This is a genomic window from Amycolatopsis sp. cmx-8-4 (assembly GCF_046548675.1).
Classification (GTDB): domain Bacteria; phylum Actinomycetota; class Actinomycetes; order Mycobacteriales; family Pseudonocardiaceae; genus Amycolatopsis.
On the sequence record NZ_JAEBDZ010000034.1, the window covers coordinates 1 to 21755 of the forward strand.

A 21755-nucleotide genomic window follows, 5' to 3' on the forward strand; every position below is an offset into this window, starting at 1 on the left:
GCGACCAGCGAATCAACTGCTCACGCTCGACATCAGCCAACACCAGCTCAGCCTTCGGACGCCCGGTTCTCGACATATCCCCATACTACCCACTTAACTCACGAATTTACGACGCGACACACTAGTCGCCGACGCCGAGCCGGGTGAACGCGCCCCTGTGCAGGGCGACGACCACCGTCGTCAGCGCGAAGATCCCCGCCCACACCGGCACCGCGCCGGCACTGAGCACAACCGTTTGCCGGTGCGCCACCACGCTCGGCAGCACCACCGCCGTGACCCACACCGCGCCGAGCACGCCGGCCGCGCGGGTGACGCCGATCAGCCCACCCAGCGCGAGCGTGCCGGTGGTGAAGGCCAGGCTCGGCACCAGCCAGAGCGCCGGCCCGGTGCCGGTCAGCCAGCCCGCGAAGCCGAGCACCGGCAGGACGACGACGAGCACCGCCACCGTCCGCCGCGCGATCAGGTACAGCCCCGCCCGCGGGGTCGCGACGACGACCTCGTACGCCGGATCGAGGCCCCGCGCCCACGACGCGGCGACGCCGAGCACCGGCAGCAGCGGCGCGAGCAGCTGCACCGCCGTCGTGTCGAACGTCGTGGGCCAGATCCGGTCGAACGCGACCACGAGCAGCGTGAGCAGCACGATCATCGCCAGCCACGGCACCATCACCGGGGTGGTCCAGGTGAACAGCCACCGCCGCCGCGGGTGCGCTTGTGACTGCGGGTGCGCGGGCGTGCCCGCCAGCTCGATGTCCACGGCGAGCCGCGACCAGACGAGGTCCACGACCGGCTGCGCGGGCCTCAGCACGGCCAGCCGCGCCCGGCACACCGCGCAGGTCTCGAGGTGCGCCTCGACGCCCCAGAGCTGGTCACCGGGGAGGTCGTCGCCCGCCGTGTAGCCGGCGATGAGCTCGTCCGACGGATGCTTCATGACAGTGCCTCCCGCATCGCGATCCGCGCCCGCCGGGCCCGGGTCTTGACGGTGCCTTCCGGCAGCCCGAGCAGGACGGCGGTCTCGCGGACGGTCAGCCCGTCGAGCACCATCGCCTGCAGCACGGCCCGCAGCTCGGGCGCGAGGTCGCGCAGCGCGTCGCCGACCTCGTCCCCGACCGCCGCCGCCAGCGCTTCTTCCTCGGCCCCGGGCACCGGCGCGACGTCGAGCGCCATCACCGGCGGCGGCTGCGCGTGGTGCGCCCGCCGGCGGAACGCGTCGACCAGCCGCCGGGCGGCGATGATCCACACCCAGCCGACCGCGGAACCGCCGGCCGTGGACCCCGCGAACGAGCCCGCCGCACGCCAGACGGCCAGGTACGTCTCCTGCATGACCTCGGCGACGACCTGCTCGTCCGCGCACCGGCGGCGCAGGCGCACGGCCAGCCAGGGCGACGTGCGGCGGTAGAGCTCCTCGAACGCCGCGCGGTCGCCCTTGGCCGTGCGCCGGACGAGGTGCTCCTCGTCGGCGTCCTCCAGTGGCTTCATCCTCACACCAGGGAAGACGCCGGAAGATCGCCACCGGTTCTCACCCGAATGTGTGCTGCGTCACACTTACTTTCATAGGGAAAGATGCGTCTCCGGGTGCCCCGGACGCATCTTTCCCTATGAAAGTGACGCCTTGGGTCAGTCTCGGGTGGGCCAGAACTTGCGCCAGCCGTCCGCTTCGAGGGTGGTCGGCTCCAGGCCCGCGTCGCGGGCGGCCTGCTCGGCGGCGCGGACCTCCAGCGCGAACTCCTTCGCCAGCGCTCGCAGCTCGCCCTCCGGGTCGACGCCCGCGCGGCGCGCCGTGGCCGCGATCCGGAACAACTGGGCCGCCGCGTTCGAGCCCTCGGGAAAGAGGTCCAGCGGGATGCCGGCGCGGCCGCTGCGCTGGCCGAGCTTGCCCGCCAGCGCGACCGCGGGCTGGCCGAGCGCGACGCCGTCCACAATGGACAGACGCTGCTTCTCGCGCTGCTTCAGCTCTTCCCACTTGACGTTCTGGTGCTCGACCGTGCGCACCTCGTCGGCGCCGGCGAAGACGTGCGGGTGCCGGCCGACCAGCTTCTCGACCAGTGCGGCCGCGACGTCGTCGATGCCGAACGGGTCCGCGGGGTCCTCGGCGGCGACGCGGGCGTGGAAGAGCACCTGCAGCAGGACGTCGCCGAGCTCCTCGCGCAGCGCCTCGCGGTCGCCGTCTTCGATCGCGTCGAGCAGCTCGTAGGTCTCCTCGACCAGGTACTGCCGCAGCGACTCGTGCGTCTGCACGGCGTCCCACGGGCAGCCGCCCGGCGAGCGGAGCCGGTCCATCACGTCCGCGGCTTCGACCAGCGGCGGGACGGGCGTGTCGATGACCTGCGCGCCGGTCGCGATGAGCACGGCCGCGGCGGGCTCCTCGCGGGACGTCGTGAGCAGCACGATGCCCTTCAGGGACAGCGCCTCCGTGATCGCCGGGACCCCGAACACCGCGGGGTCGACGTCCGAGGCCGCGAAGACGGCGGTGGACTCACGAAGGATCTTCAGCGCCGCGGCGGGCAGTGTCGCCCCGCGGACGACTACGACGACGCCCCGGCTCACTGCTGCGCGGGAGCGGCACCGCGCAAGGGCAGCACGGTGCCCTGGGTGGCGTCCTGGTTCGGCGCGAGGTTCATGCTCACAACATCCCACACGCCGTACCGGGGGTTGACGCGCAGCCCGCTCGGGCCCACGTAGGGCTGCAGGAGCCGGGTGCCGATGGCGGTCAGCTGCTCATCGGTCGGCTTCTGCGCCTCCTGGTCCGCCGGCACGGCCTTGTCGGTGCCGCGGGTGCGGACGACGAAGACGTACCAGTCGGGCTTGGTCGGCATCCGCGCCTGGAACACGACGACGCTGTTCGCCGCGGAGCCGAACAGCGTCGTCTGCGCCAGCGCGAGGTACTGCGAAGCGCCGAATAGCTCGGTGAGACCGGCGTCGGAGACGTCGCCGGGGGCCGGGCCGGGGCCGCCGGCCTGCTGGGCCTGCTGCGCGGCCTGCGCCGCCTGGCTCGCCTGCTGGATGGCGCCCTGGATCTTGCCCGGGTCGTCGGTGAACTGCTTCGCGAGGTCGAACGCGCGGGCGCGGGCGTCCTTGTCGTTCGCGGCGGCCGCGCTGATCCCGACGTAGTCCGCGCCGACCGACAGCTTCGGCAGGTACTTCTCGGCGAGCTGCTGCTCCAGGACGACGTCGCCGGCCGTTTCGTTCCGGTCGCGCAGCTTGGAGACGATCTCGGTGACGGCGACCTGGTCGCCCTGCCCGGTGTCGGTGACCGGGGCGGCGGACTCCTTCGCGGCGAGGCCGGCGATCTTCGCCTGGTCGGCGACGATGCCCTCCTGCTTCGCGGCGCGCAGGGTCAGCTCGTGGAGCACGGACTGCCGGATGATCTCCCGGCCGAGCAGGTCGACCTTGCGCTCACGCGCGAGTTTCTGCGCGTACGGCTGGTCCCGGACGGCTTGGTCGATCATCGACTGCACCTGGTCGAGGGAGACCGAGCGGTCGCCGACGATCACCGCACTGCCGACCTGACCGGGGCCCGCACCGCACCCGGCGAGCAGGAGAGCGCCGGCAACGACCGCCACCAGCGCGCGAGGGCGCCCCATGATCCGCATCACAGCGCATACCCTCTCACACCTTCGCGGCCGAAACGCAACACCCGTTCGGTTTCGCCGGGCGTACCGTCGTCGGCATGGACCACTGGCTGACCATCGAGGTCTTCGATGGCGAGTCCACGGCTTCGTTGTGGCGGCTCGCCCGGGGTGACGCACTGACCGAAGCAGCACTGACGAACGGCGCCGAGCAGTGGGTGTGGCACGAACACCGCTGGGGCGTCGTGCTGGAGATCGAATTCCGTTCCGAGGAAAGCCGCGACGCGTTCCGGGCGTTGCCGGTCGTGACGGCGGCGCTCGACGCCGTGCCCGATCCGGCACGCGGGTTGCTGGTGTACCCGGGCCGCGGTGGTGGCGCGGGGACGCGGAACCCACGCCGGCCACGGCCGAAGCCGATGTCGGACGCCGGGGCCGTTCCGGTACCGGTCGAGCAGGTGCGGATGGGGCTGGCGAACCCGATGCCGCCGATGTTCAGCGAAGTCGGCTGAGCGACGGACGTCCGGTACGCAACCGGACGTCCGTTTCCCTTATACGGACGCGGGTTTCTTCGTCAGCTGCGTCAGCAGCTTGGCGCACCAGTCGAGCAGCTCCTCGTCGCGCAGCGTCGGGGCGCCGATGCGGCCGCCCGCCGCGCCTTCCGTGGGCTTCGGCACCGACACGGTGTTCGTCACGGCCTTGAACGTCGCCTTCGGGTACAGCCGCTTCAACCGCACCATCTGCGAGTCCTGCAACGGCAGCGGCGCGAAGCGGATCGTGTTGCCCTGGACGGCCACCTCCGTCACGCCCGCCTCGCGGCAGGTGTGCCGGAACCTCGCCACCGAGAGCAGGCGGTTGACCGGCGCCGGTGGCTGGCCGTAGCGGTCGACCAGCTCTTCGCGCACCGCGTCCAGGCCCTCGGTGTCCGGCGCCGCCGCGATCTTGCGGTACGCCTCCAGCCGCAGCCGCTCGCCCGGGATGTAGTCGTGCGGGAGGTGGGCGTCGATCGGGAGGTCGACGCGGACGTCGGCCAGCTCCTCGTCTTCGGCCGGCTCCGCGCCCGCGTGCCGGCGGAAGGCATCGACCGCTTCGCCGACCAACCGCACGTACAGGTCGAACCCGACACCGGCGATGTGCCCGGACTGCTCCGCGCCCAGGATGTTGCCCGCGCCGCGGATCTCCAGGTCCTTCATCGCGACCGCCATGCCCGCGCCCAGCTCGGTGTTCTGGGCGATCGTCGCGAGCCGGTCGTGCGCCGTCTCCGTCAGCGGCGCCTCCGGCGGGTACAGGAAGTACGCGTACCCGCGCTCGCGACCACGCCCGACGCGGCCGCGCAGCTGGTGCAGCTGCGCCAGCCCGAGCAGGTCGCCGCGCTCGACCAGCAGCGTGTTCGCGTTCGAGATGTCCAGCCCGGTCTCGACGATCGTGGTGCACACCAGGACGTCGTACTCGTTTTCCCAGAAGCCCTGGATGATCTTCTCGAGCTTGTCCTCGTTCATCTGGCCGTGCGCGGTGACCACGCGCGCCTCCGGCACCAGCTCCCGGATGTGCCGCGCGGCCTTCTCGATCGACGAGACGCGGTTGTGGACGTAGAAGACCTGGCCGTCGCGCAGCAGCTCGCGGCGGATCGCGGCGCCGACCTGCTTGTCGTCGTACGAGCCGACGTAGGTCAGGATCGGGTGCCGGTCTTCCGGTGGCGTCAGGATCGTCGACATCTCGCGGATGCCGGCCAGCGACATCTCGAGCGTGCGCGGGATCGGCGTCGCCGACATCGTCAGGACGTCGACATGCGTGCGCAGCGCCTTGATGTGCTCCTTGTGCTCGACGCCGAAGCGCTGCTCCTCGTCGACGATCACCAGACCGAGGTCCTTGTAGCGGATACCGGTCTGCAGCAGGCGGTGCGTGCCGATGACGATGTCGACCTCGCCGCCGGCGAGCTGCTCCAGGATGATGTCCGACTCGGTCTTGTTCGTGAACCGGGACAGGCCCTTGATCGTCACCGGGAACGAGCGCATCCGCTCGTGGAAGGTGTTGAGGTGCTGCTGGGCGAGCAGCGTCGTCGGGACGAGGACGGCGACCTGCTTGCCGTCCTGCACCGCCTTGAACGCGGCGCGCACGGCGATCTCCGTCTTGCCGTAGCCGACGTCGCCGCAGATCACGCGGTCCATCGGGACGCCGCGCTGCATGTCCGACTTGACCTCGTCGATCGCGGCGAGCTGGTCGTTGGTCTCGGTGAACGGGAAGGCGTCTTCCAGCTCGCCCTGCCACGGCGTGTCCGGGCCGAACGCGTGCCCGGGCGCGGCCTGGCGCGCGGCGTAGAGCTGGACCAGCTCGGCGGCGATCTCCTTGACCGCCTTCTTGGCCCGCGCCTTGGTGTTCTTCCAGTCGGAGCCGCCGAGCTTGTTGAGCGTGGGCAGCTCGCCGCCGACGTACTTGGACACCTCGTCGAGCTGGTCGGTCGGGACGAACAGCCGGTCGCCGGGGTGGCCGCGCTTGGACGAGCCGTACTCCAGCAGCAGGTACTCGCGGGTCGCGCCGGCGACGGTGCGCTGCACCATCTCGACGAACCGGCCGATGCCGTGCTGCTCGTGGACGACGTAGTCGCCGTTCTTGAGCGCCAGCGGGTCGACGGCGTTGCGCCGCCGCGACGGCATCTTGGTGGTGAGGTCCTTTGTGGACGTTCCGGCGCCGGCGCCGCGGCCGGTGAGGTCCGCTTCCGACAGCACGACGAGGGCGCGCTCCGGCGAGACGAACCCTTCGGTGAGGGCACCGCAGGTGACGGTGACCGTGCCGGGCCGGAGCGAGCCCGTGACGCCCTCACCCGCCAGCGACGCCGGGACGTCGGCGCTCGACAGCTGTTCGACGGCGCGGGCCGCGGTGCCCTGGCCGGCGACGACGAGCACCGCCGTGCCGCCCGCCGCGGTGTGCGCGCGCAGGTCCGCCGTCGCGCGGTCGATCTCGCCGCGGTAGGCCGGCGCGGCCTCGACCGAGACGCGGTAGACGTCCGGGTCTTCGCTGGTCAGCTGGCTGAGTGTCCACCACGTGCGCTTGGTGTCCTGAGCGTGGGAAGCGATCCCCTCGAGCCCGCGGTAGGCGGATGAACCGAGGTCGATCGGGGCCAGGCCGCCCGCCGCGGCCGTCGTCCAGGACGCTTCGAGGAACTCCTGGCCGGTGCGCACGAGGTCGGCGGCGCGGGCGCGGATCTTCTCCGGGTCGGTCAGCAGCACGTGGGTGCCGACCGGCATCGCGTCGGTGAGCAGCTCCAGCTCGCCTTCGCAGAGCACCGGGATGAGCGCTTCCATGCCCTCGACGGGGATGCCGTCGGCCAGCTTGGTGAGCATCTCCGACAGGTGCGCGTCGGCTTCGTAGGTCTTCGCCAGCTCCGCGGCCTTGTCCTTGACCGGCTGGGTGAGCAGCAGCTCGCGGCACGGCGGCGCGGTGACGCGCGGGATCTCGCCGGGCAGCGACCGCTGGTCGGAGACGGCGAACGCGCGGATCTCGCTGACCTCGTCACCCCAGAACTCGACCCGGACCGGGTGCTGGGCGGTCGGGCCGAACAGGTCGAGGATGCCGCCGCGGACGGCGAACTCGCCGCGCTTCTCGACCATGTCGACGCGGGTGTAGGCCAGCTCGACCAGCCGTTCCAGCAGGGCGTCGAAGCTCTGCTCCTCGCCGACGATCAGGTCGACCGGGGCGAGTGAGCCGAGCCCGGGGGCCATCGGCTGGATCAGGCTGCGGACGGTGGCGACGACCACGCGCAGGTCGTCGGCCCCGGTCTTCAGCCGGTGCAGCACCTCCAGCCGCCGCCCGACGGTGTCGGCGCGGGGCGAGAGCCGCTCGTGGGGCAGGGTCTCCCAGGACGGGAAGTCGGCGACCCGGCTCGTGCCCAGCAGCGCGCCCAGCGCCGCGGTCAGCTCGTCGGCCTCCCGGCCGGTGGCGGTCACGACGAGCACGGGTTTGCCGGCGCCGTCGTCCGAGGCGAGGGCGCCGGCGACGAGCTGGCGCGCGGCGATCGGCCCTTGGAGTTCGAGCAGCGGCGCACCGGCGCGCTCGACCACTCCACGCAGGGCCGGGTCGGGAAGTACGGCGGTGAGGAGTCCGGACAGTGAAGCGTTTGTCACGGTCCCCAGCCTACGTGCCACCCCCGACAGGTTTCCGATCACCGCTGGCCGCGCGGGTGCCCGGAGCCGGTCGGCGCGCGGGCCGGGATCGACGGCCGCGGGGCACCGGCGCCCGGTCGTGGCGGCCCGCGAACCGCCGGACCACCTCCTCGGCCAGGTCGCCCAGCGCCCGCAGGTCGACCCAGGTGGCGTTGAGCCGCCGGCAGTGCTCGACGCGGCCGTCCCACGGCTCCGGCGGGAGCCGCACGACCGGACCGGACCCCGCCGCGTCGGCCGGCATGAAGTGGTGGGTCCGGCCCGGTCCGCCGACGGTGACCAGCCCGAAGTCGTGGACGAGCGAGCAGCGCAGGGCGTAGAGCGCTTCCCGTTCCGGTTCACCCACCCGGGGCGCGAACTGCCGCAGCGCCCGGACGACCGGCGGGCCGGGCGCCCGGCAGGCGCTCCCCACCTGGTCGACCAGCAGCAGGTAGCCGACGGCACCCAGCCAGTTCCCGCTCAGCGCCGCTTTGCCCGGCTCGATCCGGCCGGTTTCGCGGTCGCGGCCGGTCGCCCGGCGCGCCTCGCGCAGCACGGCGGTCAGGCGGCAGGCCGGGACCGCCGGCGGCGGCTGCCGCGCCGACCAGTTCACCTTCGCCATGCCGATGAGTCGGTGCCGCCCCGCCCGCGTTACGCGGCCCGCAGTTTCGCCGCCACCTCCGCCAGCCGCGGCAGCTGCTCGTCGAAGACCTTCGGCTCGGTGCTCGCGACCCGCAGCAGCACGTGCTCGGCGCCGGCGTACTCGCGCAGGTGCGACGCCACCTCCGCGGCCGAGCCCGTGACCTGCATCTGGATGCGCTGGACGAAGTCCGCGGGCATGCCGTAGTTGCGCCGGCAGTACTCCTCCAGCAGCGCCGTCCCGCGATCGGCGTCGTCCTCGACCAGGACCGTCGCGAACAGCGCCGGGGTCACCGGCCGCGACGCCGTCGAGCGGATCCCGGCCAGCCCGGCGACGTAGTCCGCGGGGTCGGGCGGGTACGGGAGCCAGCCGTCGTAGAGCCGGCCGGCCCGCTCCAGCGCTCCCGGCGTGTGCGCCGCCAGCCACACCGGCGGGCCGCCCGGGCGCGCGGGCGCCGGGAACACCGGCAGGGAGCCGTAGTCCAGCACCGGCCCGTGAAACGACGTCTCGCCGCGCCACGCGGCCCGCCACAGCGCCACGATGTCGTCCAGCCGCGCGCGCCGGCGGGCCCACGGGACGCCGGTGAACGCGAACTCCGGCTCACTCCGCCCGGCGAACCCGGCGCCGACGGCCACCGTCAGCCGGCCGCCGCTGAGCAGGTCGAGGCTCAGCAGCTGGTTCGCCGTCAGGAGCGGGTCGCGCAACGCCGGGAGCAGCGACGCCGTCCCGAGCGTGACGCGGGACGTGCGGGCCGCGAACGCGCCGAGGATGGTCAGCGCGTCGATCGGGGCGCGGGCGAGCGTGTCGCCCACCCACACCGAGTCGAGGCCGAGGCGTTCGGCCTCGACGGCGGTCTCGACCAGCTCGGGCGCGGTCCGCCCGGCGTCGAGGATGGGCTGGTAGGTCGGGACGACCAGGCCGTATTTCGTCATGCCGCGAGCGTGTCCGTACCGGGGTATGGGCTCAATTCCTCGCGGGGAATGGCACGGACCGCGATGATGGAGGGGTGAACTTCGGAACGGCGCTCAAGGACTGGCGGATACGGCGGCACCTCAGCCAGCTCGACCTGGCGTTGCGCGCCGGGACGACGCAACGGCACGTGAGCTTCATGGAGAGCGGGCGCTCGCTCCCCGGCCGCGGGATGGTGCTGCGCGTCGCCGAGTCGCTGGAACTGCCGCTGCGCGAACGCAACGGCCTGCTCTACGCCGCCGGCTTCGCGCCGTCGTACCCCGAAACACGGCTCGATTCCCCGGCGATCAAGCCGGTCCTCGACGGCCTGCGGCGGCTGCTCGACGGCCATCGCCCCTACCCGGCGATCGTCGTCGACCGCTACGGCGTGCTGGTCGCGAAGAACGACGCGTTCGGCCTGCTCACCGAGGGCGTCGCGGCGGAACTGCTGGAGGAACCGGTGGACACGCTGCGGCTCGCGCTGCACCCCGAGGGCATGGCGCCGCGCGTGCGCAACCTCGACGACTGGGCGCGCCACATCCTCGAGCGCATCCGCAACGACCTCGCGCGCAACCCCGACGACCGGCTGGCCGCGCAGCTCGCCGAACTCGAGTCGTACCTGCCCCCGGCGTCCCCGCCGGCCCCGGACCACCTGGGGTTCGCGGTCCCGGTCCGGCTGTCCACTTCGGTCGGTGAGCTGCGGCTGATCACCGCGATCACGACGTTCGCGACCGCGGCCGACGTCACGGTGTCGGAGCTGAAGCTGGAGACCTTCCTGCCGGCGGACGCCGAAACCGCGGAAGCCCTGCTTCAGACGGCCAACGCCGTCAGCTGACCCACCAGCAGTTCCGCGCCCGCCCACAGCACCGCCGGGACGCCGGAGCGCGCGACGGCCGCCTCCGCGCGGTCCCGACAGTCCCGACCCGGCCCGACGCGCCAGCCGCCGTCCCTCCAGATACGCGAGCTGGTCGCCGAGCACGACCGCCGTCGCCGCCACGGCGAACGCGAGTCCCAGGTGGAGCGTGCCGCGTTCGGCGAGGAAGCCCATCAGCAGCAACGCCGACAACGTCGGGAGCGCGATTCCCGGCAGCAGCGCGGTTTCCGCCGCGATCAGCAGGCCGCAGACCAGGTAGACGACCACCGCCGGCGGCTGCGCGACCGGGTGCACGCGGTGGTGTTCGCCTACGAGTCCGGCTTGGTCCAACCTGGGGCGTAACACTCCCTATTTATCCACTTGATGGGGAAGGTTAGAGTATTTTGCATGACGATATACAAGTCCGAGGCGGGCGCCCGGCTGCTGCGTGAGCGCTACCTCGACGTCCTGAAGGCGTGGCCCGTCCCCCACGAGCAGGTCCGGGTGCCGACGCCCGCGGGCGAGACGTTCGTGCTCGTCTCCGGCCCGGCCGAGGCTCCGGCGCTGGTGCTGCTGCACGGCTCCGGCAGCAACTCCGGCGAGTGGGCGCCCCGGCTGCCGGCGCTCGCCGAGCGCTTCCGGGTGTACACCGTCGACATCGTCGGCGAGCCGGGGCTGAGCGCCGAGACGCGGCCGCCGCTCGGCACCGACCGCTACGCGGCCTGGCTGGACGCCGTGCTCGGCCACTTCGGCGTGCCGTCGGCGGCGTTCCTGGCGTCGTCGCTCGGCGGCTGGCTCACGCTCGACTACGCGACCCGGCGCCCGGACCGCGTCACCGCGCTCGCGCTGCGCTCCCCGATCGGCCTCGGCCCGATGAAGAAGGCGTTCCTGGTCAAGGCCGTGCTGTGGGCGCTGCTGGGCGAGCGGGGCCGGCGCAGGTCGGTGGCCGGTGTCCTCGGCGACGCGAGGTCGCCCGACGTCCTCGAACACCAGCTGCTCGTCTCGGCGAACTACCGCTACCGCACCGGTCCGTTCCCGCCCTTCGACGACGCCGCGCTGGCCGGGCTGGCCGTGCCGGTGTACGCCGTCGCCGGCACCGACGACGTCATGGTCGACTCCGCGACGACCAAACGACGGCTGGAGACCTTCGCGCCGGACGCCGTCGTCGACCTGGTGCCCGGCACCGGGCACTACCTCCCCGGAGACGCGGACCTGGAGTTCCTCACGCGCGCGGCGGTGAACGGCGATTTCACCGCTTGATGGCAGGATGAGCCGTATGCGGCGTGTGCTGGGTCTCATCGGTGTGGTGTCCCTGCTGGTCACGGGCTGCTCGGGGGCGTCGAGCGCGCCCGTGCAGAGCGTCTCGCCACCGCCGTCCACTCCGGCGGCGGCGACCGGGAAGTTCAAGGTCGAGACGGTCACCGCGGGCCTCGAACACGGCTGGGACATCGGCTTCCTGCCCGACGGCGGCATCCTCGTGCCGCAGCGGCCCGGCAAGCTCGCGCTGGTCCGCGACGGCCGGGCCACCGACGTAAAGGCCGACTTCTCCGATGTCTTCGCCCAGGGCGAGGGTGGCCTGCTCGGCATGGTGATCAGCCCGGACTTCACGACCAGCCGCGAGTTCATCACCTGCCAGGACCATCAGGAGGGCGGCAAGCCCGTCGACATCCGGCTGGTCACCTGGACGCTGGCGGGCGACGGCGGGAGCGCGACGAAGGTCAAGGACCTGCTCACCGGGCTGCCGATCAACCCGAGCGGCCGGCACTCCGGCTGCCGCCCGACGTTCGCGCCGGACGGCGCGCTGCTGGTCGGCACCGGCGACACGGCGAAGTCGACCGTCTCGCAGGACCGCCACGCCCTCGGCGGCAAGGTGCTGCGATTGGACGCGAAGACCGGGAAACCGTTACCGGACAACCCGTTCATCACGTCGTCGGACCCGCACGAGCGGCTCATCTACACCTACGGACACCGCAACCTGCAGGGCGTGGCGATCCGGCCGGGCAGCGGCCAGGTGATCACCGCCGAGCACGGCCCGACGTTCGACGACGAGGTCAACCTGCTGAAGCCCGGCGCGAACTACGGCTGGGACCCGTCGAAGGGCGGCACGGACTCCAGCTACGACGAGAGCGTGCCGATGACCGACCTCAAGCGCTTCCCGGACGCGGTGAGTCCACTGTGGACGTCCGGCAAGATCACCGAGGCGATCAGCGGCGACGCCTTCCTGACCGGCGCCCAGTGGGGCCGCAACGACGGCGCGCTCGTCGTCGTCGCGCTCAAGGGCCAGAAGCTGCTGCTGTACCACTTGGACCCCGTGGGCAAGGTCCTCGACGTCACGCTGCCCCCGGAGTTCGACGACAAGTTCGGCCGCCTGCGCGCGGTCCGCAGCGGCCCGGACGGTGCCCTGTACGTGACCACCTCGGACGGGACGAACGACAAGCTGCTGAAGGTCACGCCCGCCTGATTCATGCGAAAGACACACCGAGCCGGTGCCGGGAACACTGTCGGACCACGCGGCGATCGCGGAACATGGTGTGCACCAAGAGTTTCGCCCGCCACCGACGAGTGTTGGACGCGGTCCGAAGAAAGCTTTCCCGCGGCAGCACCCGCGCCGGTCCCCGAGCGCCATCGCCGACCTGGCGCCCGGGGACCGGCTTCCAACCGTCCTAACCGCCCAGGTAAGCCCCGCCGTTGACGTGCACGACCTGGCCGGTCACGTGCCCGGCGGCCGGGCTGGCCAGGAACGTCACCACGGCCGTGACGTCCTCCGGCGTGCCGGGTCGCTTGTTCATCGTGTTCGCGACGAGCCGCTCGCGGCGGCGGTCGCCGAGCTTGCCGTGGAAGAACTCCGTCTCCCCGATCAACCCCGGCGCGACGACGTTCGCGGTGATGCCGCGCGCGCCGAACTCCTGCGCCACACTGACGTTCCACGCCTCGACCGCGGCCTTCGCGGCACCGTAGGAGCCGGCGCCGGTGTGGGCGGCGATCGAGCCGATCGTCACGATCCGCGCGCCGTCGGCGAGGCGGTCGCGCAGCGCGTGCGTCACCAGCGCGGCACTGACCACATTGGACCGGAGGTTCCGCTCGAACGCGGCCGCGAACCCGGCGAGACCCTCTTCGGTGTCGCCGGCGAAGTCCGTGTTGCCGCCGGCGTTGTTGACGAGCACGTCGACCCGGTCCGGCAACTCACCCAGTGCGGTCTCGACGGCCGCGGGATCGGCGGCGTCGAACACGACGGGCCGCGCGCCGAGCAGCGCGGCGGCCTCGGTGAGCACCTGCTCGCGGCGGCCGGTGATCGTGACGCGGTCGCCGGCCGCCGCGAAAGCCGCCGCGACGGCGTACCCGATGCCCGTGCCGCCGCCGGTCACCACTACTTCCCTGCTGTTCCCCATGTCCCCGACCCTAGTGCCTAGGATCGGGTCATGACGAAAGCCTCGGCGAGGCCGGCATGATCGACAAGATCGCGTGGCTGCACCTGGTGGACGGCCGCATCCTGAGCACCCGCTCGCGCGGCAAGGACGTCTACTACCTCCCCGGCGGCAAGCGCGAGCCGGGCGAGACGGACGTGCAGACGCTGGTGCGAGAAGTCCGCGAAGAGGTTTCCGTGGCGATCACCGAGCCGACGATCGCGCCGGCCGGCGTCTTCGAGGCCCAGGCGGACGGCAAAGCGTCCGGTGTGGTGGTCCGGATGACGTGCTTCACGGCGGAGTACACGGGAACGTTGGTGGCGAGCAGCGAGATCGAGGAGATCACCTGGCTCGGCTACGAAGATCGTGACCGGGTGTCGGCAGTGGACAAGATCATTTTCGACCACCTGCACCAAACAGGACTGCTGCGATGAACGACGGTGCCGAACAGTTCTTCGACCTGAACATCGAACGGGTGCTGGAGCACTGGCCGGTGGCCTTCGCGATCCGCGAGATCATCGCCAACGCCCTCGACGAGCACGCCCTCACCCGGACCGTCGAACCGGTGATCACCAAGGATCCCGCGGGCGCGTGGCACGTGGCCGACTTCGGCCGCGGACTGCGTTACGAGCACCTCACGCAGAAGGAGAACGACGAGAAGCGCGGCTCCGACGTCGTGATCGGCCAGTTCGGCATGGGCCTCAAGGACGCGCTGGCCGTGTTCGACCGCCACGACGTCGACGTGGTGATCCGCAGCGGGCACGGCGACATCACCACCCGGCAACGGGCGAAGGAGTCGTTCGCCGACGTGCGCACCCTGCACGCCGTGATCCGCCCGCCGGCCAACCCGGGCCTTTCCGGGACGGACGTCGTGCTGCGCGGCGTCACCGACGACGACGTCGCGGCGGCCCGGAGGTTCTTCCTGCACTACAGCGGGGACGAACTGCTGGAGGGCACCTCGGTCGGCCAGGTCCTGAAGCGGACCGATCCCGCGGCTCCCGGCCGGATCTACGTCAAGGGGCTCCTCGTCGCGGAAGAGCCGAACTTCCTGTTCTCCTACAACATCACCGACATCAACGCGCCGTTGCGGCGCGCCCTCAACCGCGAGCGCAGCAACGTCGGCCGGTCCGCCTACACCGACCGGGTCAAGGCGATCCTCAAGCAGTGCCGCTCGGCCCAGGTCGCCTCGCCCCTGGCCGACGACCTCGCCGAGTTCGCCACCGGCCGGATGCACGACGAGCTGAGCTGGCGCGAGATCACTCTGCACGCGTGCACGGTCCTGGCCACCCACGAGAAAGTCGTCTTCGTGACGCCGTCGGAGCTGCAGGAAGGCACCCCGCAGCTCCGCTACGCCGAGCAGGAGGGCTACCGCTTGGTGACCGTCTCCGGGGAGGTGTCGGCGAAGCTGAACCAGCAGACCGACTTCGACGGCAAACCGTTGCTCGACCTGAGCGGCTACCGCGAGGCCTGGAACGACAGCTTCGTCTTCACACTGGTGAGCACGGCCGAGCTGACACCGCGGGAGAACTCCGTCTACGCCCTGACCGACGCCGTCGCCCGCCTCGCGGGGATCGACCTGCGCCGAGCCGGCGTGCAGAGCGTCGTGATCTCGGAGACCATGCGCCTCGACGTGACCGGGGAGTCCACCCTGGGCCTGTGGGAGCCGGGCGAGAACCGGATCGTGATCCACCGCAGCCAGCTGGCCGGAGCCGCCGCGTACTGCGCGACCCTGCTGCACGAGCTCACCCACGCGGTCTCCGGCGAATCCGACAACTCACTGGAGTTCGAAGCCGCGCTCACCGCGATGCTCGGCAAGATCGCGCTTCAAGCCTTGAAGTGACTCACCTCAGCCGGAGCTTGGGCTTGTCCTCCAAGTGCGACAGCCCGTTCCAAGCCAGGTTCACGAGGTGCGCGGCAACCTCGTCGCGCTTCGGCTTCCGCGCGTCGAGCCACCACTGCCCGGTCAGCGCCACCATGCCCACCAATGCCTGGGCGTACAGCGCCGCCAGTTTTTCGTCGTAGCCGCGCGCCGCGAACTGCTGGGCCAGGATGTGCTCCACCTGGCTCGCGATGTCGTTCAGGACCGTGGAAAACGTGCCCGTGGAACTCGCCACCGGGGAGTCGCGGACCAGAATGCGGAAGCCGTCGTGGGAATCCTCCACGTACGACAGCAACGCGATCGCCGCCTGTTCCAGCATGACGCGCGGGTGGCCGCCGTGGAGCGTCGAGACCATGCGCTCCAGCAGCAGCTGGGTTTCGCGGTCGACGACCACCGCGTAGATGCCCTCTTTGCCGCCGAAGTGTTCGTACACCACGGGTTTCGACACGTTGGCGCGGTGCGCGATCTCTTCGATCGACGTGCCGTCGAAACCCTTTTCGGCGAACAAAGCCCGCGCCACGTTCAGCAGCTGCTGACGGCGCTCGGTGCCGGTCATCCGGACGCGGGTCACCGGGGCGGCCGGACGTGCCCCGGTGACCTGCTCACGTTTTGAACGTCGTCTCCCCGCCACTCGCCGAACCCTACAGTGAGGCTAGCTCTTCTCCGTGGCGATTCGGGCCAATCGCTGCGGCGTCGGCCAGCGCACGTCGTGCACCCAGCCGAACTTCTCGAAGATCCAGATCAGGCGCGCGGAAATGTCGATCTGGCCGCGCTTCACGCCGTGCCGGGCGGACGTCGGGTCCGCGTGGTGCAGGTTGTGCCAGGACTCGCCGAACGAGAAGATCGCCAGCGGCCAGAAGTTCGCCGACTTGTCGCGCGCCGCGAACGGGCGCTCGCCGATCATGTGGCAGATCGAGTTGACCGACCACGTCACGTGGTGCAGCACGCAGATGCGGACCAGCCCGGCCCAGAAGAACGCCGTCACGGCGCCCCACAGCGACCACGAGATCAGCCCGCCCGCCAGCGCCGGCAGCGCCAGGCTGACCAGGGCCCACAGCCAGAACAGGTCGTCGACCTTCTTGATCGCCGGGTCCTTCACCAGGTCCGGCGCGAAGCGCTCGGCGTTGGTCTGGTCGCGCTCGAACAGCCAGCCCATGTGCGCGTGCCAGAAGCCCTTGGCGATGGCCCACGGCGAGGTGCCGAACGCCCACGGGGAGTGCGGGTCGCCGTCGCGGTCGGAGAACGCGTGGTGGCGACGGTGGTCGGCGACCCAGGTGATGACCGGGCCCTGCAACGCGATGCTGCCGGCGATCGCCATCACGACGCGCAGCCACTGCTTGGCCTTGAACGACCCGTGCGTGAAGTAGCGGTGGTACGACACGGTGATGCCGAGCCCGCTGATCGCGTAGAACGCCACGAAGACGCCGACGTCGACCCAGCTCAGTCCCCAGCCCCAGGCGAACGGCACCGCGACCAGCAGTGCCACCAACGGCGCGATCACACCGAAGTAGACCGAAAGCTGCACGCCGATTCCGCGGGTGCCTTCGGTGACAGGTTTGGGCCCCTTCGGAGCCGACGGCTCCCCGGTGGGCTGCGAACGGTCGAGCGTGGCCGTCATACGCTTCACTTTCTTCCTGCGCGGTTCCCTTACATAGGGTAACCTAACCTACGATGCCGTAAGTTACGGTACAGGAGGTTCCGCCGGGTGGGGAGTGGCTGACCTCTCACCGGTTCTTCGGACCCGGGTACCCGGCAGACGGGCGCGTAACGCATCCCCCGCGCGGACGACACCCGATCGTCGCTATCCTGACCAGGAGCAATCCGCCGTAGTGTAATCGGCAGCACTTCAGATTTTGGTTCTGACAGTTCAGGTTCGAATCCTGGCGGCGGAGCAGCGGAAACACCCTTTGCCGAGTACCCGAACCACGACACCGGGAGGTTGGCGCTGACCGAAGAGGCGACCGACCCGGTAGCGGCCAGGCGACCAGCGCTGGTCGAGATGTCCGACGCCTGGCTCGTCGGGCGCGCGCGCGAGCTCACCGCCGTGGTCCAACGGTCCGACTACGCCAGCCAGCTCGAGATCGTCGCGCAGATGGACGAGCTCCTCGACGAGACCCAGCGCCGCGGCGAACCACTGCTGGTCGCGCGGCTGCTGCGCGCGTCCGCGACCGCGCGGCTGGTCACCAAGGGCCTGGCCGCCGAGGCGGAGCCGCGGCTCGACGAGATGCTCGCGCACACCCGGCGCCACGGCCTCGCGTTGCTGCGGGCCGACGCGCACGCGCTGCGCGGGCGCCGCCTCGTGCTGGCCGCGCAGGAGGACGCCGCGCTCACCGAGATCGCCCGCGCGCTCGCCATCCTCGACGACTCGACGACCCCGGACCGTCAGGTCGGCGTCCGCGCCTGGAACCGGCTGCTGTGGTCGACGCTGAACGACTGCTGGATCGTGCTCAACCAGCTCGGCGTGTACGAGGCCGCCGAAGAGGTCAGCAGCCGCGCCGCCGTCGCGATCCGCGAGAGCGCCACCCCGCACGAGATCACCCTGCAGCTGCTGAACCGGGTGAAGATGCTGCTCGGCTGGGGCCTGCGGCTGGAGCGGATCGAAGAGTACGACGAGAGCGCCGAGAAGTTCCGCACCGCCGCGTCGATGGCGATGGCCATCGAGGGGCCCTACAGCGAGTCGCTGTTCCCGCGCCAGGCCGGCGTCGCCGCGGTCGACGAGGTCGGCGTGCTCGCCGCCGCGCTCGCCCTGCACCAGCCCGACGAGGACCAGATCGACCGGCTGCAGCGCCTCCACGACGGCATCGGCTACCCGGGCGAACGCGAGATCGTGACGATCGCGCTCGCCCGCTGCTTCGACAAGGCCGGCCGCCGCGAAGACGCGCTGGACGTGCTCCGCGAGGCCCGCGAATCACTGGGTGACAACTCCTCGCAGCCGTCCATGCGGCTGAACATCGCCCGCGAGCTGGCCCGCCTCGACACGAGCCCGGACTACGCGTCCGGCGCCAGCCAGTCGCTGATCGACTACGCGACCCGGCTGGAGTCGGAGATGTGGAGCCTGCGCGAGTCGCAGATCGCCACGCTGAACGCCCGCCGCGAGCACGAACGGCTGTCCGCCGAGCACGGCGCGATCACCCAGCAGGCACTGCAGGACCCGCTCACCGGCCTGCCGAACCGGCGCGCGCTGGACGAGAAGCTGCGCCAGCTCGCGTCCTCGGCCGACGCGCAGCCGCTGGCCGTCGCGCTCGTCGACCTCGACGGCTTCAAGAACGTCAACGACAAGCAGTCGCACGCCGAAGGCGACAACGTGCTGCGCGTCGTGGCGAGCACGCTCCGTGACGCCCTGCGCGGCGACGACCTGGTGGCGCGCTACGGCGGCGACGAGTTCATCGTGCTGCTGCCGGGCACGCCGGTGTCGGCGGCGAAGATGGCGCTCGGCCGCGCCGTGAAGTCCGTCGCCGGCCTGCCGCACCACCTCTCGCACGGCGTCACGCTGTCGATCGGGCTCGTCTCGCTGCGCCCGCAGGAGCGCGGCGAGCAGGTCCTCGCGCGTGCGGACGCGGCGATGTACCAGGCGAAACGCGGCGGCGGCAACCAGGTCGCGTCGGCGAACTCGATGGCCGCCGACCCGGCCGCGGCGTGGGCGAGCGAGGGCCTACCGACCGACCCCGCGTGGGACCCCGAGGAGCACAGTTAGCAATCCGGCCGAAAGTAGGCGGATACGTTCGGCGAGCAAGCCTGCTCACCGGCACCTTTTCCGCCGTGGCTGCCGGTCGGATTGCTAACAATCGGCACAGTAGGATCGGTGCCCGACAGAAGCCATTTAGTGGTAACCGTTGGGAGCGTCGTTGACCGGCCCGCTGAGCACGTTGATCCTCGCCGCGGGTGAAGGCACCCGCATGCGTTCCTCGACGCCGAAGGTGCTGCACCCGATCGCCGGGCGGCCCCTCGTCGAGCACGCCGTCCGCGCCGCCGCCGGCCTGGACCCGGCCCACCTCGTCGTCGTGATCGGCCACGGTCGCGAAGCCGTCGGTGACCGCATCACCGACGTCGCGAAGGACCTCGGGCGCGAGGTCGGCACCGCCGTGCAGGCCGAGCAGAAGGGCACCGGCCACGCCGTGTCCTGCGCGCTCGCCACGCTCCCGGCGGGCCTCACCGGCACCGTGCTCGTCAGCTACGGCGACGTCCCGCTCCTGGACACCGAGACGCTGGCGGCCCTGCTGGCCGAGCACACCGGCTCGGGCAACGCCGTCACCGTGCTCACCGCCGTGGTACCCGACCCGACCGGCTACGGCCGGATCGTCCGCGACACCGCGGGCGCGGTCACCGCGATCGTCGAGCACAAGGACGCGAGCCCCGAGCAGGCCGAGATCACCGAGATCAACTCGGGCGTCTACGCCTTCGACGCTGCGGTCCTCGCGGACGGTCTCGGCCGGCTCTCGACCGACAACTCGCAGGGTGAGCTCTACCTCACCGACGTGCTGGGCATCGCCCGCGGCGACGGCAAGGGCGTCGGCGCGCTGGTCGTCGACGACCCGTGGCTGACCGAAGGCGTCAACGACCGCGTCCAGCTGTCGGTGCTCGGCGCCGAGCTGAACCGCCGGATCGTCCGCCGCTGGCAGCGCGAGGGCGTCACGGTCGTCGACCCGGCCTCGACCTGGATCGACGCGGGCGTCACCCTCTCGCGGGACGTCGTGATCGAACCCGGCGTGCAGCTCAAGGGCACCACGTCGGTCGGCGAAGGCAGCACGGTCGGCCCGGACAGCACGCTGACGAACGTGCGCGTCGGGGCGGGCGCGTCGGTGGTGCGGGTGCACGGCTCCGACTCCGAGCTGGGCGACCGCGTCAACGTCGGCCCGTTCACGTACCTGCGGCCGGGCACGAAACTGGGCGTCAAGGCCAAGCTCGGCGCGTTCGTCGAGACGAAGGCCGCCGACATCGGCGCCGGCACGAAGGTGCCGCACCTGACCTACGTCGGCGACGCCACGATCGGCGAGAACAGCAACATCGGCTGCTCCAGCGTGTTCGTGAACTACGACGGCGTCAACAAGCACAAGACCGTTATCGGGTCACATGTCCGGTTGGGCGCGGACAACACGTTCGTCGCCCCGGTGCGGATCGGTGACGGCGCTTACAGTGGTGCAGGTGCCGTGATCCGCGAGGATGTCCCGCCGGGCACACTCGCGGTGTCGGCGCCGCCGCAGCGCAACATCGAAGGCTGGGCGATCCGGCGCCGGCCGGGTACGCCCGCGGCGGAGGCGGCCCAGGCCGCCCTCGACGCCGATTCAGCAGCAGGAACCGACGGGGAGTCGCCAGCATGAGTCCGAAGTCAGGTACGCCGAAGAAGAACTTGATGCTCTTCTCCGGACGGGCGCACCGGGAGCTCGCGGAAGAGGTCGCCGAGCACCTCAACGTGACGATCACCCCGCAGACGGCGCACACCTTCGCCAACGGCGAGCTGTTCGTCCGGTTCGAGGAGTCCGTCCGCGGGACCGACGCCTTCGTCATCCAGGCGCACACCACCCCCATCAACGAGTACGTGATGGAACAGCTGATCATGGTGGACGCGCTCAAGCGGGCGAGCGCGAAGCGGATCACCGTGGTGATGCCGTTCTACCCGTACGCGCGCCAGGACAAGAAGCACAAGGGCCGCGAGCCGATCTCGGCCCGGCTGATCGCGGACCTGTTCAAGACCGCGGGCGCCGACCGGATCATGACGGTCGACCTGCACACCGCGCAGATCCAGGGCTTCTTCGACGGCCCCGTCGACCACCTGATGGCCCAGAGCGTGCTGGCCGACCACATCAAGAAGACCTACGGCGACGCCGACATCACCGTCGTCTCGCCGGACTCGGGCCGCGTGCGGCTGGCCGAGAAGTGGGCGCAGACGCTGGGCGACCGCCCGATCGCGTTCATCCACAAGACGCGCGACCCGGACAAGCCGAACCAGGCCGTCGCGAACCGCGTGGTCGGCAAGGTCGAGGGCAAGCTCTGCGTCCTGATCGACGACATGATCGACACCGGCGGCACGATCGTGAAGGCCACCGAAGCGCTGATCGACGAGGGCGCGGCGGACGTCGTCATCGCGACGACCCACGGCATCCTCTCGGACCCGGCGACCGAGCGCCTCTCGCAGTGCAAGGCGCGCGAGGTCATCGTCACGAACTCGCTCCCGATCCCCGAGGAGAAGCGGTTCGACGGCCTGACGGTCCTGTCGATCGCCCCGATGCTGGCGGAAGCCATCCAGCAGGTCTTCGAAGACGGCTCGGTCACGTCGCTCTTCGACGGCCAAGCCTGACGAACCCGTCCGCCGGGCGCGAACTCCGCGCCCGGCG

Annotated in this window: 20 protein-coding genes and 1 tRNA gene; 11 read left to right on the top strand and 10 right to left on the bottom strand. The window is 71.2% G+C overall.

Annotated features, from left to right (window positions below; translation table 11 throughout):
• Nucleotides 1-121: 121 nt before the first annotated feature.
• The 4 genes from ACLJQZ_RS41210 to ACLJQZ_RS41225 form a co-directional block, all read right to left on the bottom strand.
• Entirely contained in the window at nucleotides 122-928 is an 807-nt protein-coding gene (locus tag ACLJQZ_RS41210; RefSeq protein WP_410626329.1) for a zf-HC2 domain-containing protein, read from the bottom strand.
• Entirely contained in the window at nucleotides 925-1476 is a 552-nt protein-coding gene (locus ACLJQZ_RS41215; RefSeq protein ID WP_410626331.1) for an RNA polymerase sigma factor, read from the bottom strand. The genes ACLJQZ_RS41210 and ACLJQZ_RS41215 overlap by 4 nt, the downstream gene beginning before the upstream one ends.
• A gap of 138 nt (nucleotides 1477-1614) precedes the next feature.
• Nucleotides 1615-2544 carry a MazG family protein gene (locus ACLJQZ_RS41220; protein ID WP_410626333.1) on the bottom strand — a complete coding sequence of 310 codons (930 nt, stop codon included), beginning with the start codon at nucleotides 2542-2544 and terminating at the stop codon, nucleotides 1615-1617.
• Nucleotides 2541-3581, bottom strand: coding sequence for a hypothetical protein (locus ACLJQZ_RS41225; protein WP_410626334.1), 1041 nt, complete (start codon nucleotides 3579-3581; stop codon nucleotides 2541-2543). Before ACLJQZ_RS41225 ends, ACLJQZ_RS41220 begins: the two co-directional genes overlap by 4 nt.
• Before the next feature lie 86 nt (nucleotides 3582-3667).
• Here ACLJQZ_RS41225 and ACLJQZ_RS41230 point away from each other — a divergent pair, with 86 nt between their 5' ends.
• Nucleotides 3668-4075: a hypothetical protein gene (locus tag ACLJQZ_RS41230; protein ID WP_247057900.1), complete on the top strand. Its 408-nt coding sequence runs from the start codon at nucleotides 3668-3670 to the stop codon at nucleotides 4073-4075.
• A gap of 39 nt (nucleotides 4076-4114) precedes the next feature.
• Here the strand turns inward: ACLJQZ_RS41230 and mfd are convergent, their stop codons facing one another.
• The 3 genes from mfd to ACLJQZ_RS41245 are packed head-to-tail and all read right to left on the bottom strand — an operon-like array spanning nucleotide 4115 to nucleotide 9271.
• On the bottom strand, nucleotides 4115-7669 hold the full coding sequence (gene mfd / locus ACLJQZ_RS41235) for a transcription-repair coupling factor (RefSeq protein ID WP_410626454.1): 3555 nt from the start codon (nucleotides 7667-7669) through the stop codon (nucleotides 4115-4117).
• A gap of 25 nt (nucleotides 7670-7694) precedes the next feature.
• Entirely contained in the window at nucleotides 7695-8321 is a 627-nt protein-coding gene (locus ACLJQZ_RS41240; RefSeq protein ID WP_410626336.1) for a hypothetical protein, read from the bottom strand.
• A gap of 29 nt (nucleotides 8322-8350) precedes the next feature.
• Complete coding sequence (locus ACLJQZ_RS41245; RefSeq protein WP_410626338.1) at nucleotides 8351-9271, bottom strand: LLM class flavin-dependent oxidoreductase; 921 nt, start codon at nucleotides 9269-9271, stop codon at nucleotides 8351-8353.
• A gap of 74 nt (nucleotides 9272-9345) precedes the next feature.
• On the opposite strand from ACLJQZ_RS41245, the gene ACLJQZ_RS41250 reads away from it, so the two are divergent.
• The 4 genes from ACLJQZ_RS41250 to ACLJQZ_RS41265 all read left to right on the top strand — a co-directional run bounded on the left by ACLJQZ_RS41250 (nucleotide 9346) and on the right by ACLJQZ_RS41265 (nucleotide 12601).
• Nucleotides 9346-10122 carry a helix-turn-helix domain-containing protein gene (locus ACLJQZ_RS41250; protein ID WP_410626340.1) on the top strand — a complete coding sequence of 259 codons (777 nt, stop codon included), beginning with the start codon at nucleotides 9346-9348 and terminating at the stop codon, nucleotides 10120-10122.
• A 180-nt stretch (nucleotides 10123-10302) separates the two neighbouring features.
• Nucleotides 10303-10503: a hypothetical protein gene (locus ACLJQZ_RS41255; RefSeq protein WP_410626342.1), complete on the top strand. Its 201-nt coding sequence runs from the start codon at nucleotides 10303-10305 to the stop codon at nucleotides 10501-10503.
• A gap of 45 nt (nucleotides 10504-10548) precedes the next feature.
• On the top strand, nucleotides 10549-11400 hold the full coding sequence (locus ACLJQZ_RS41260) for an alpha/beta fold hydrolase (RefSeq protein ID WP_410626344.1): 852 nt from the start codon (nucleotides 10549-10551) through the stop codon (nucleotides 11398-11400).
• 16 nt (nucleotides 11401-11416) lie between these two features.
• Complete coding sequence (locus ACLJQZ_RS41265; RefSeq protein WP_410626346.1) at nucleotides 11417-12601, top strand: PQQ-dependent sugar dehydrogenase; 1185 nt, start codon at nucleotides 11417-11419, stop codon at nucleotides 12599-12601.
• A 202-nt stretch (nucleotides 12602-12803) separates the two neighbouring features.
• Here the strand turns inward: ACLJQZ_RS41265 and ACLJQZ_RS41270 are convergent, their stop codons facing one another.
• Nucleotides 12804-13529, bottom strand: coding sequence for an SDR family NAD(P)-dependent oxidoreductase (locus tag ACLJQZ_RS41270; RefSeq protein ID WP_410626348.1), 726 nt, complete (start codon nucleotides 13527-13529; stop codon nucleotides 12804-12806).
• 56 nt (nucleotides 13530-13585) lie between these two features.
• On the opposite strand from ACLJQZ_RS41270, the gene ACLJQZ_RS41275 reads away from it, so the two are divergent.
• Together ACLJQZ_RS41275 and ACLJQZ_RS41280 are read left to right on the top strand one after the other, a co-directional pair.
• Nucleotides 13586-13978: an NUDIX hydrolase gene (locus tag ACLJQZ_RS41275; RefSeq protein WP_410626350.1), complete on the top strand. Its 393-nt coding sequence runs from the start codon at nucleotides 13586-13588 to the stop codon at nucleotides 13976-13978.
• Nucleotides 13975-15384 carry a hypothetical protein gene (locus ACLJQZ_RS41280; RefSeq protein WP_410626352.1) on the top strand — a complete coding sequence of 470 codons (1410 nt, stop codon included), beginning with the start codon at nucleotides 13975-13977 and terminating at the stop codon, nucleotides 15382-15384. The genes ACLJQZ_RS41275 and ACLJQZ_RS41280 overlap by 4 nt, the downstream gene beginning before the upstream one ends.
• A gap of 1 nt (nucleotide 15385) precedes the next feature.
• Here ACLJQZ_RS41280 and ACLJQZ_RS41285 read toward each other — a convergent pair whose 3' ends face one another.
• Nucleotides 15386-15979, bottom strand: coding sequence for a TetR/AcrR family transcriptional regulator (locus ACLJQZ_RS41285; RefSeq protein ID WP_247057927.1), 594 nt, complete (start codon nucleotides 15977-15979; stop codon nucleotides 15386-15388).
• 96 nt (nucleotides 15980-16075) lie between these two features.
• Nucleotides 16076-17041, bottom strand: coding sequence for an acyl-CoA desaturase (locus ACLJQZ_RS41290; protein ID WP_410626354.1), 966 nt, complete (start codon nucleotides 17039-17041; stop codon nucleotides 16076-16078).
• Between the two features lie 202 nt (nucleotides 17042-17243).
• Here ACLJQZ_RS41290 and ACLJQZ_RS41295 point away from each other — a divergent pair.
• The 4 genes from ACLJQZ_RS41295 (at nucleotide 17244) to ACLJQZ_RS41310 (ending at nucleotide 21718) form a co-directional block, all read left to right on the top strand.
• Nucleotides 17244-17315, top strand: a tRNA-Gln gene (locus ACLJQZ_RS41295).
• Between the two features lie 47 nt (nucleotides 17316-17362).
• A complete protein-coding gene (locus ACLJQZ_RS41300; RefSeq protein WP_410626356.1) occupies nucleotides 17363-19117 on the top strand; it encodes a diguanylate cyclase domain-containing protein in 1755 nt (584 codons plus the stop codon).
• Nucleotides 19118-19268: 151 nt separating this feature from the next.
• Nucleotides 19269-20741 carry a bifunctional UDP-N-acetylglucosamine diphosphorylase/glucosamine-1-phosphate N-acetyltransferase GlmU gene (glmU, locus tag ACLJQZ_RS41305; RefSeq protein ID WP_410626358.1) on the top strand — a complete coding sequence of 491 codons (1473 nt, stop codon included), beginning with the start codon at nucleotides 19269-19271 and terminating at the stop codon, nucleotides 20739-20741.
• Nucleotides 20738-21718 carry a ribose-phosphate diphosphokinase gene (locus ACLJQZ_RS41310; protein WP_410626360.1) on the top strand — a complete coding sequence of 327 codons (981 nt, stop codon included), beginning with the start codon at nucleotides 20738-20740 and terminating at the stop codon, nucleotides 21716-21718. The genes glmU and ACLJQZ_RS41310 overlap by 4 nt, the downstream gene beginning before the upstream one ends.
• The last annotated feature ends 37 nt before the right edge of the window (nucleotides 21719-21755 follow it).

What these genes read in the sequence shown, in the direction of transcription:
- ACLJQZ_RS41215 (WP_410626331.1), bottom strand. Translation starts at nt 1,476, where the DNA reads ATGAAGCCACTGGAGGACGCCGACGAGGAGCACCTCGTCCGGCGCACG.
- ACLJQZ_RS41290 (WP_410626354.1), bottom strand. Translation starts at nt 17,041, where the DNA reads ATGACGGCCACGCTCGACCGTTCGCAGCCCACCGGGGAGCCGTCGGCT.
- ACLJQZ_RS41245 (WP_410626338.1), bottom strand. Translation starts at nt 9,271, where the DNA reads ATGACGAAATACGGCCTGGTCGTCCCGACCTACCAGCCCATCCTCGAC.
- ACLJQZ_RS41210 (WP_410626329.1), bottom strand. Translation starts at nt 928, where the DNA reads ATGAAGCATCCGTCGGACGAGCTCATCGCCGGCTACACGGCGGGCGAC.
- ACLJQZ_RS41240 (WP_410626336.1), bottom strand. Translation starts at nt 8,321, where the DNA reads ATGGCGAAGGTGAACTGGTCGGCGCGGCAGCCGCCGCCGGCGGTCCCG.
- ACLJQZ_RS41230 (WP_247057900.1), top strand. Translation starts at nt 3,668, where the DNA reads ATGGACCACTGGCTGACCATCGAGGTCTTCGATGGCGAGTCCACGGCT.
- ACLJQZ_RS41285 (WP_247057927.1), bottom strand. Translation starts at nt 15,979, where the DNA reads ATGACCGGCACCGAGCGCCGTCAGCAGCTGCTGAACGTGGCGCGGGCT.
- ACLJQZ_RS41275 (WP_410626350.1), top strand. Translation starts at nt 13,586, where the DNA reads ATGATCGACAAGATCGCGTGGCTGCACCTGGTGGACGGCCGCATCCTG.
- ACLJQZ_RS41225 (WP_410626334.1), bottom strand. Translation starts at nt 3,581, where the DNA reads ATGGGGCGCCCTCGCGCGCTGGTGGCGGTCGTTGCCGGCGCTCTCCTG.
- ACLJQZ_RS41270 (WP_410626348.1), bottom strand. Translation starts at nt 13,529, where the DNA reads ATGGGGAACAGCAGGGAAGTAGTGGTGACCGGCGGCGGCACGGGCATC.
- ACLJQZ_RS41265 (WP_410626346.1), top strand. Translation starts at nt 11,417, where the DNA reads ATGCGGCGTGTGCTGGGTCTCATCGGTGTGGTGTCCCTGCTGGTCACG.
- ACLJQZ_RS41280 (WP_410626352.1), top strand. Translation starts at nt 13,975, where the DNA reads ATGAACGACGGTGCCGAACAGTTCTTCGACCTGAACATCGAACGGGTG.
- ACLJQZ_RS41310 (WP_410626360.1), top strand. Translation starts at nt 20,738, where the DNA reads ATGAGTCCGAAGTCAGGTACGCCGAAGAAGAACTTGATGCTCTTCTCC.
- ACLJQZ_RS41260 (WP_410626344.1), top strand. Translation starts at nt 10,549, where the DNA reads ATGACGATATACAAGTCCGAGGCGGGCGCCCGGCTGCTGCGTGAGCGC.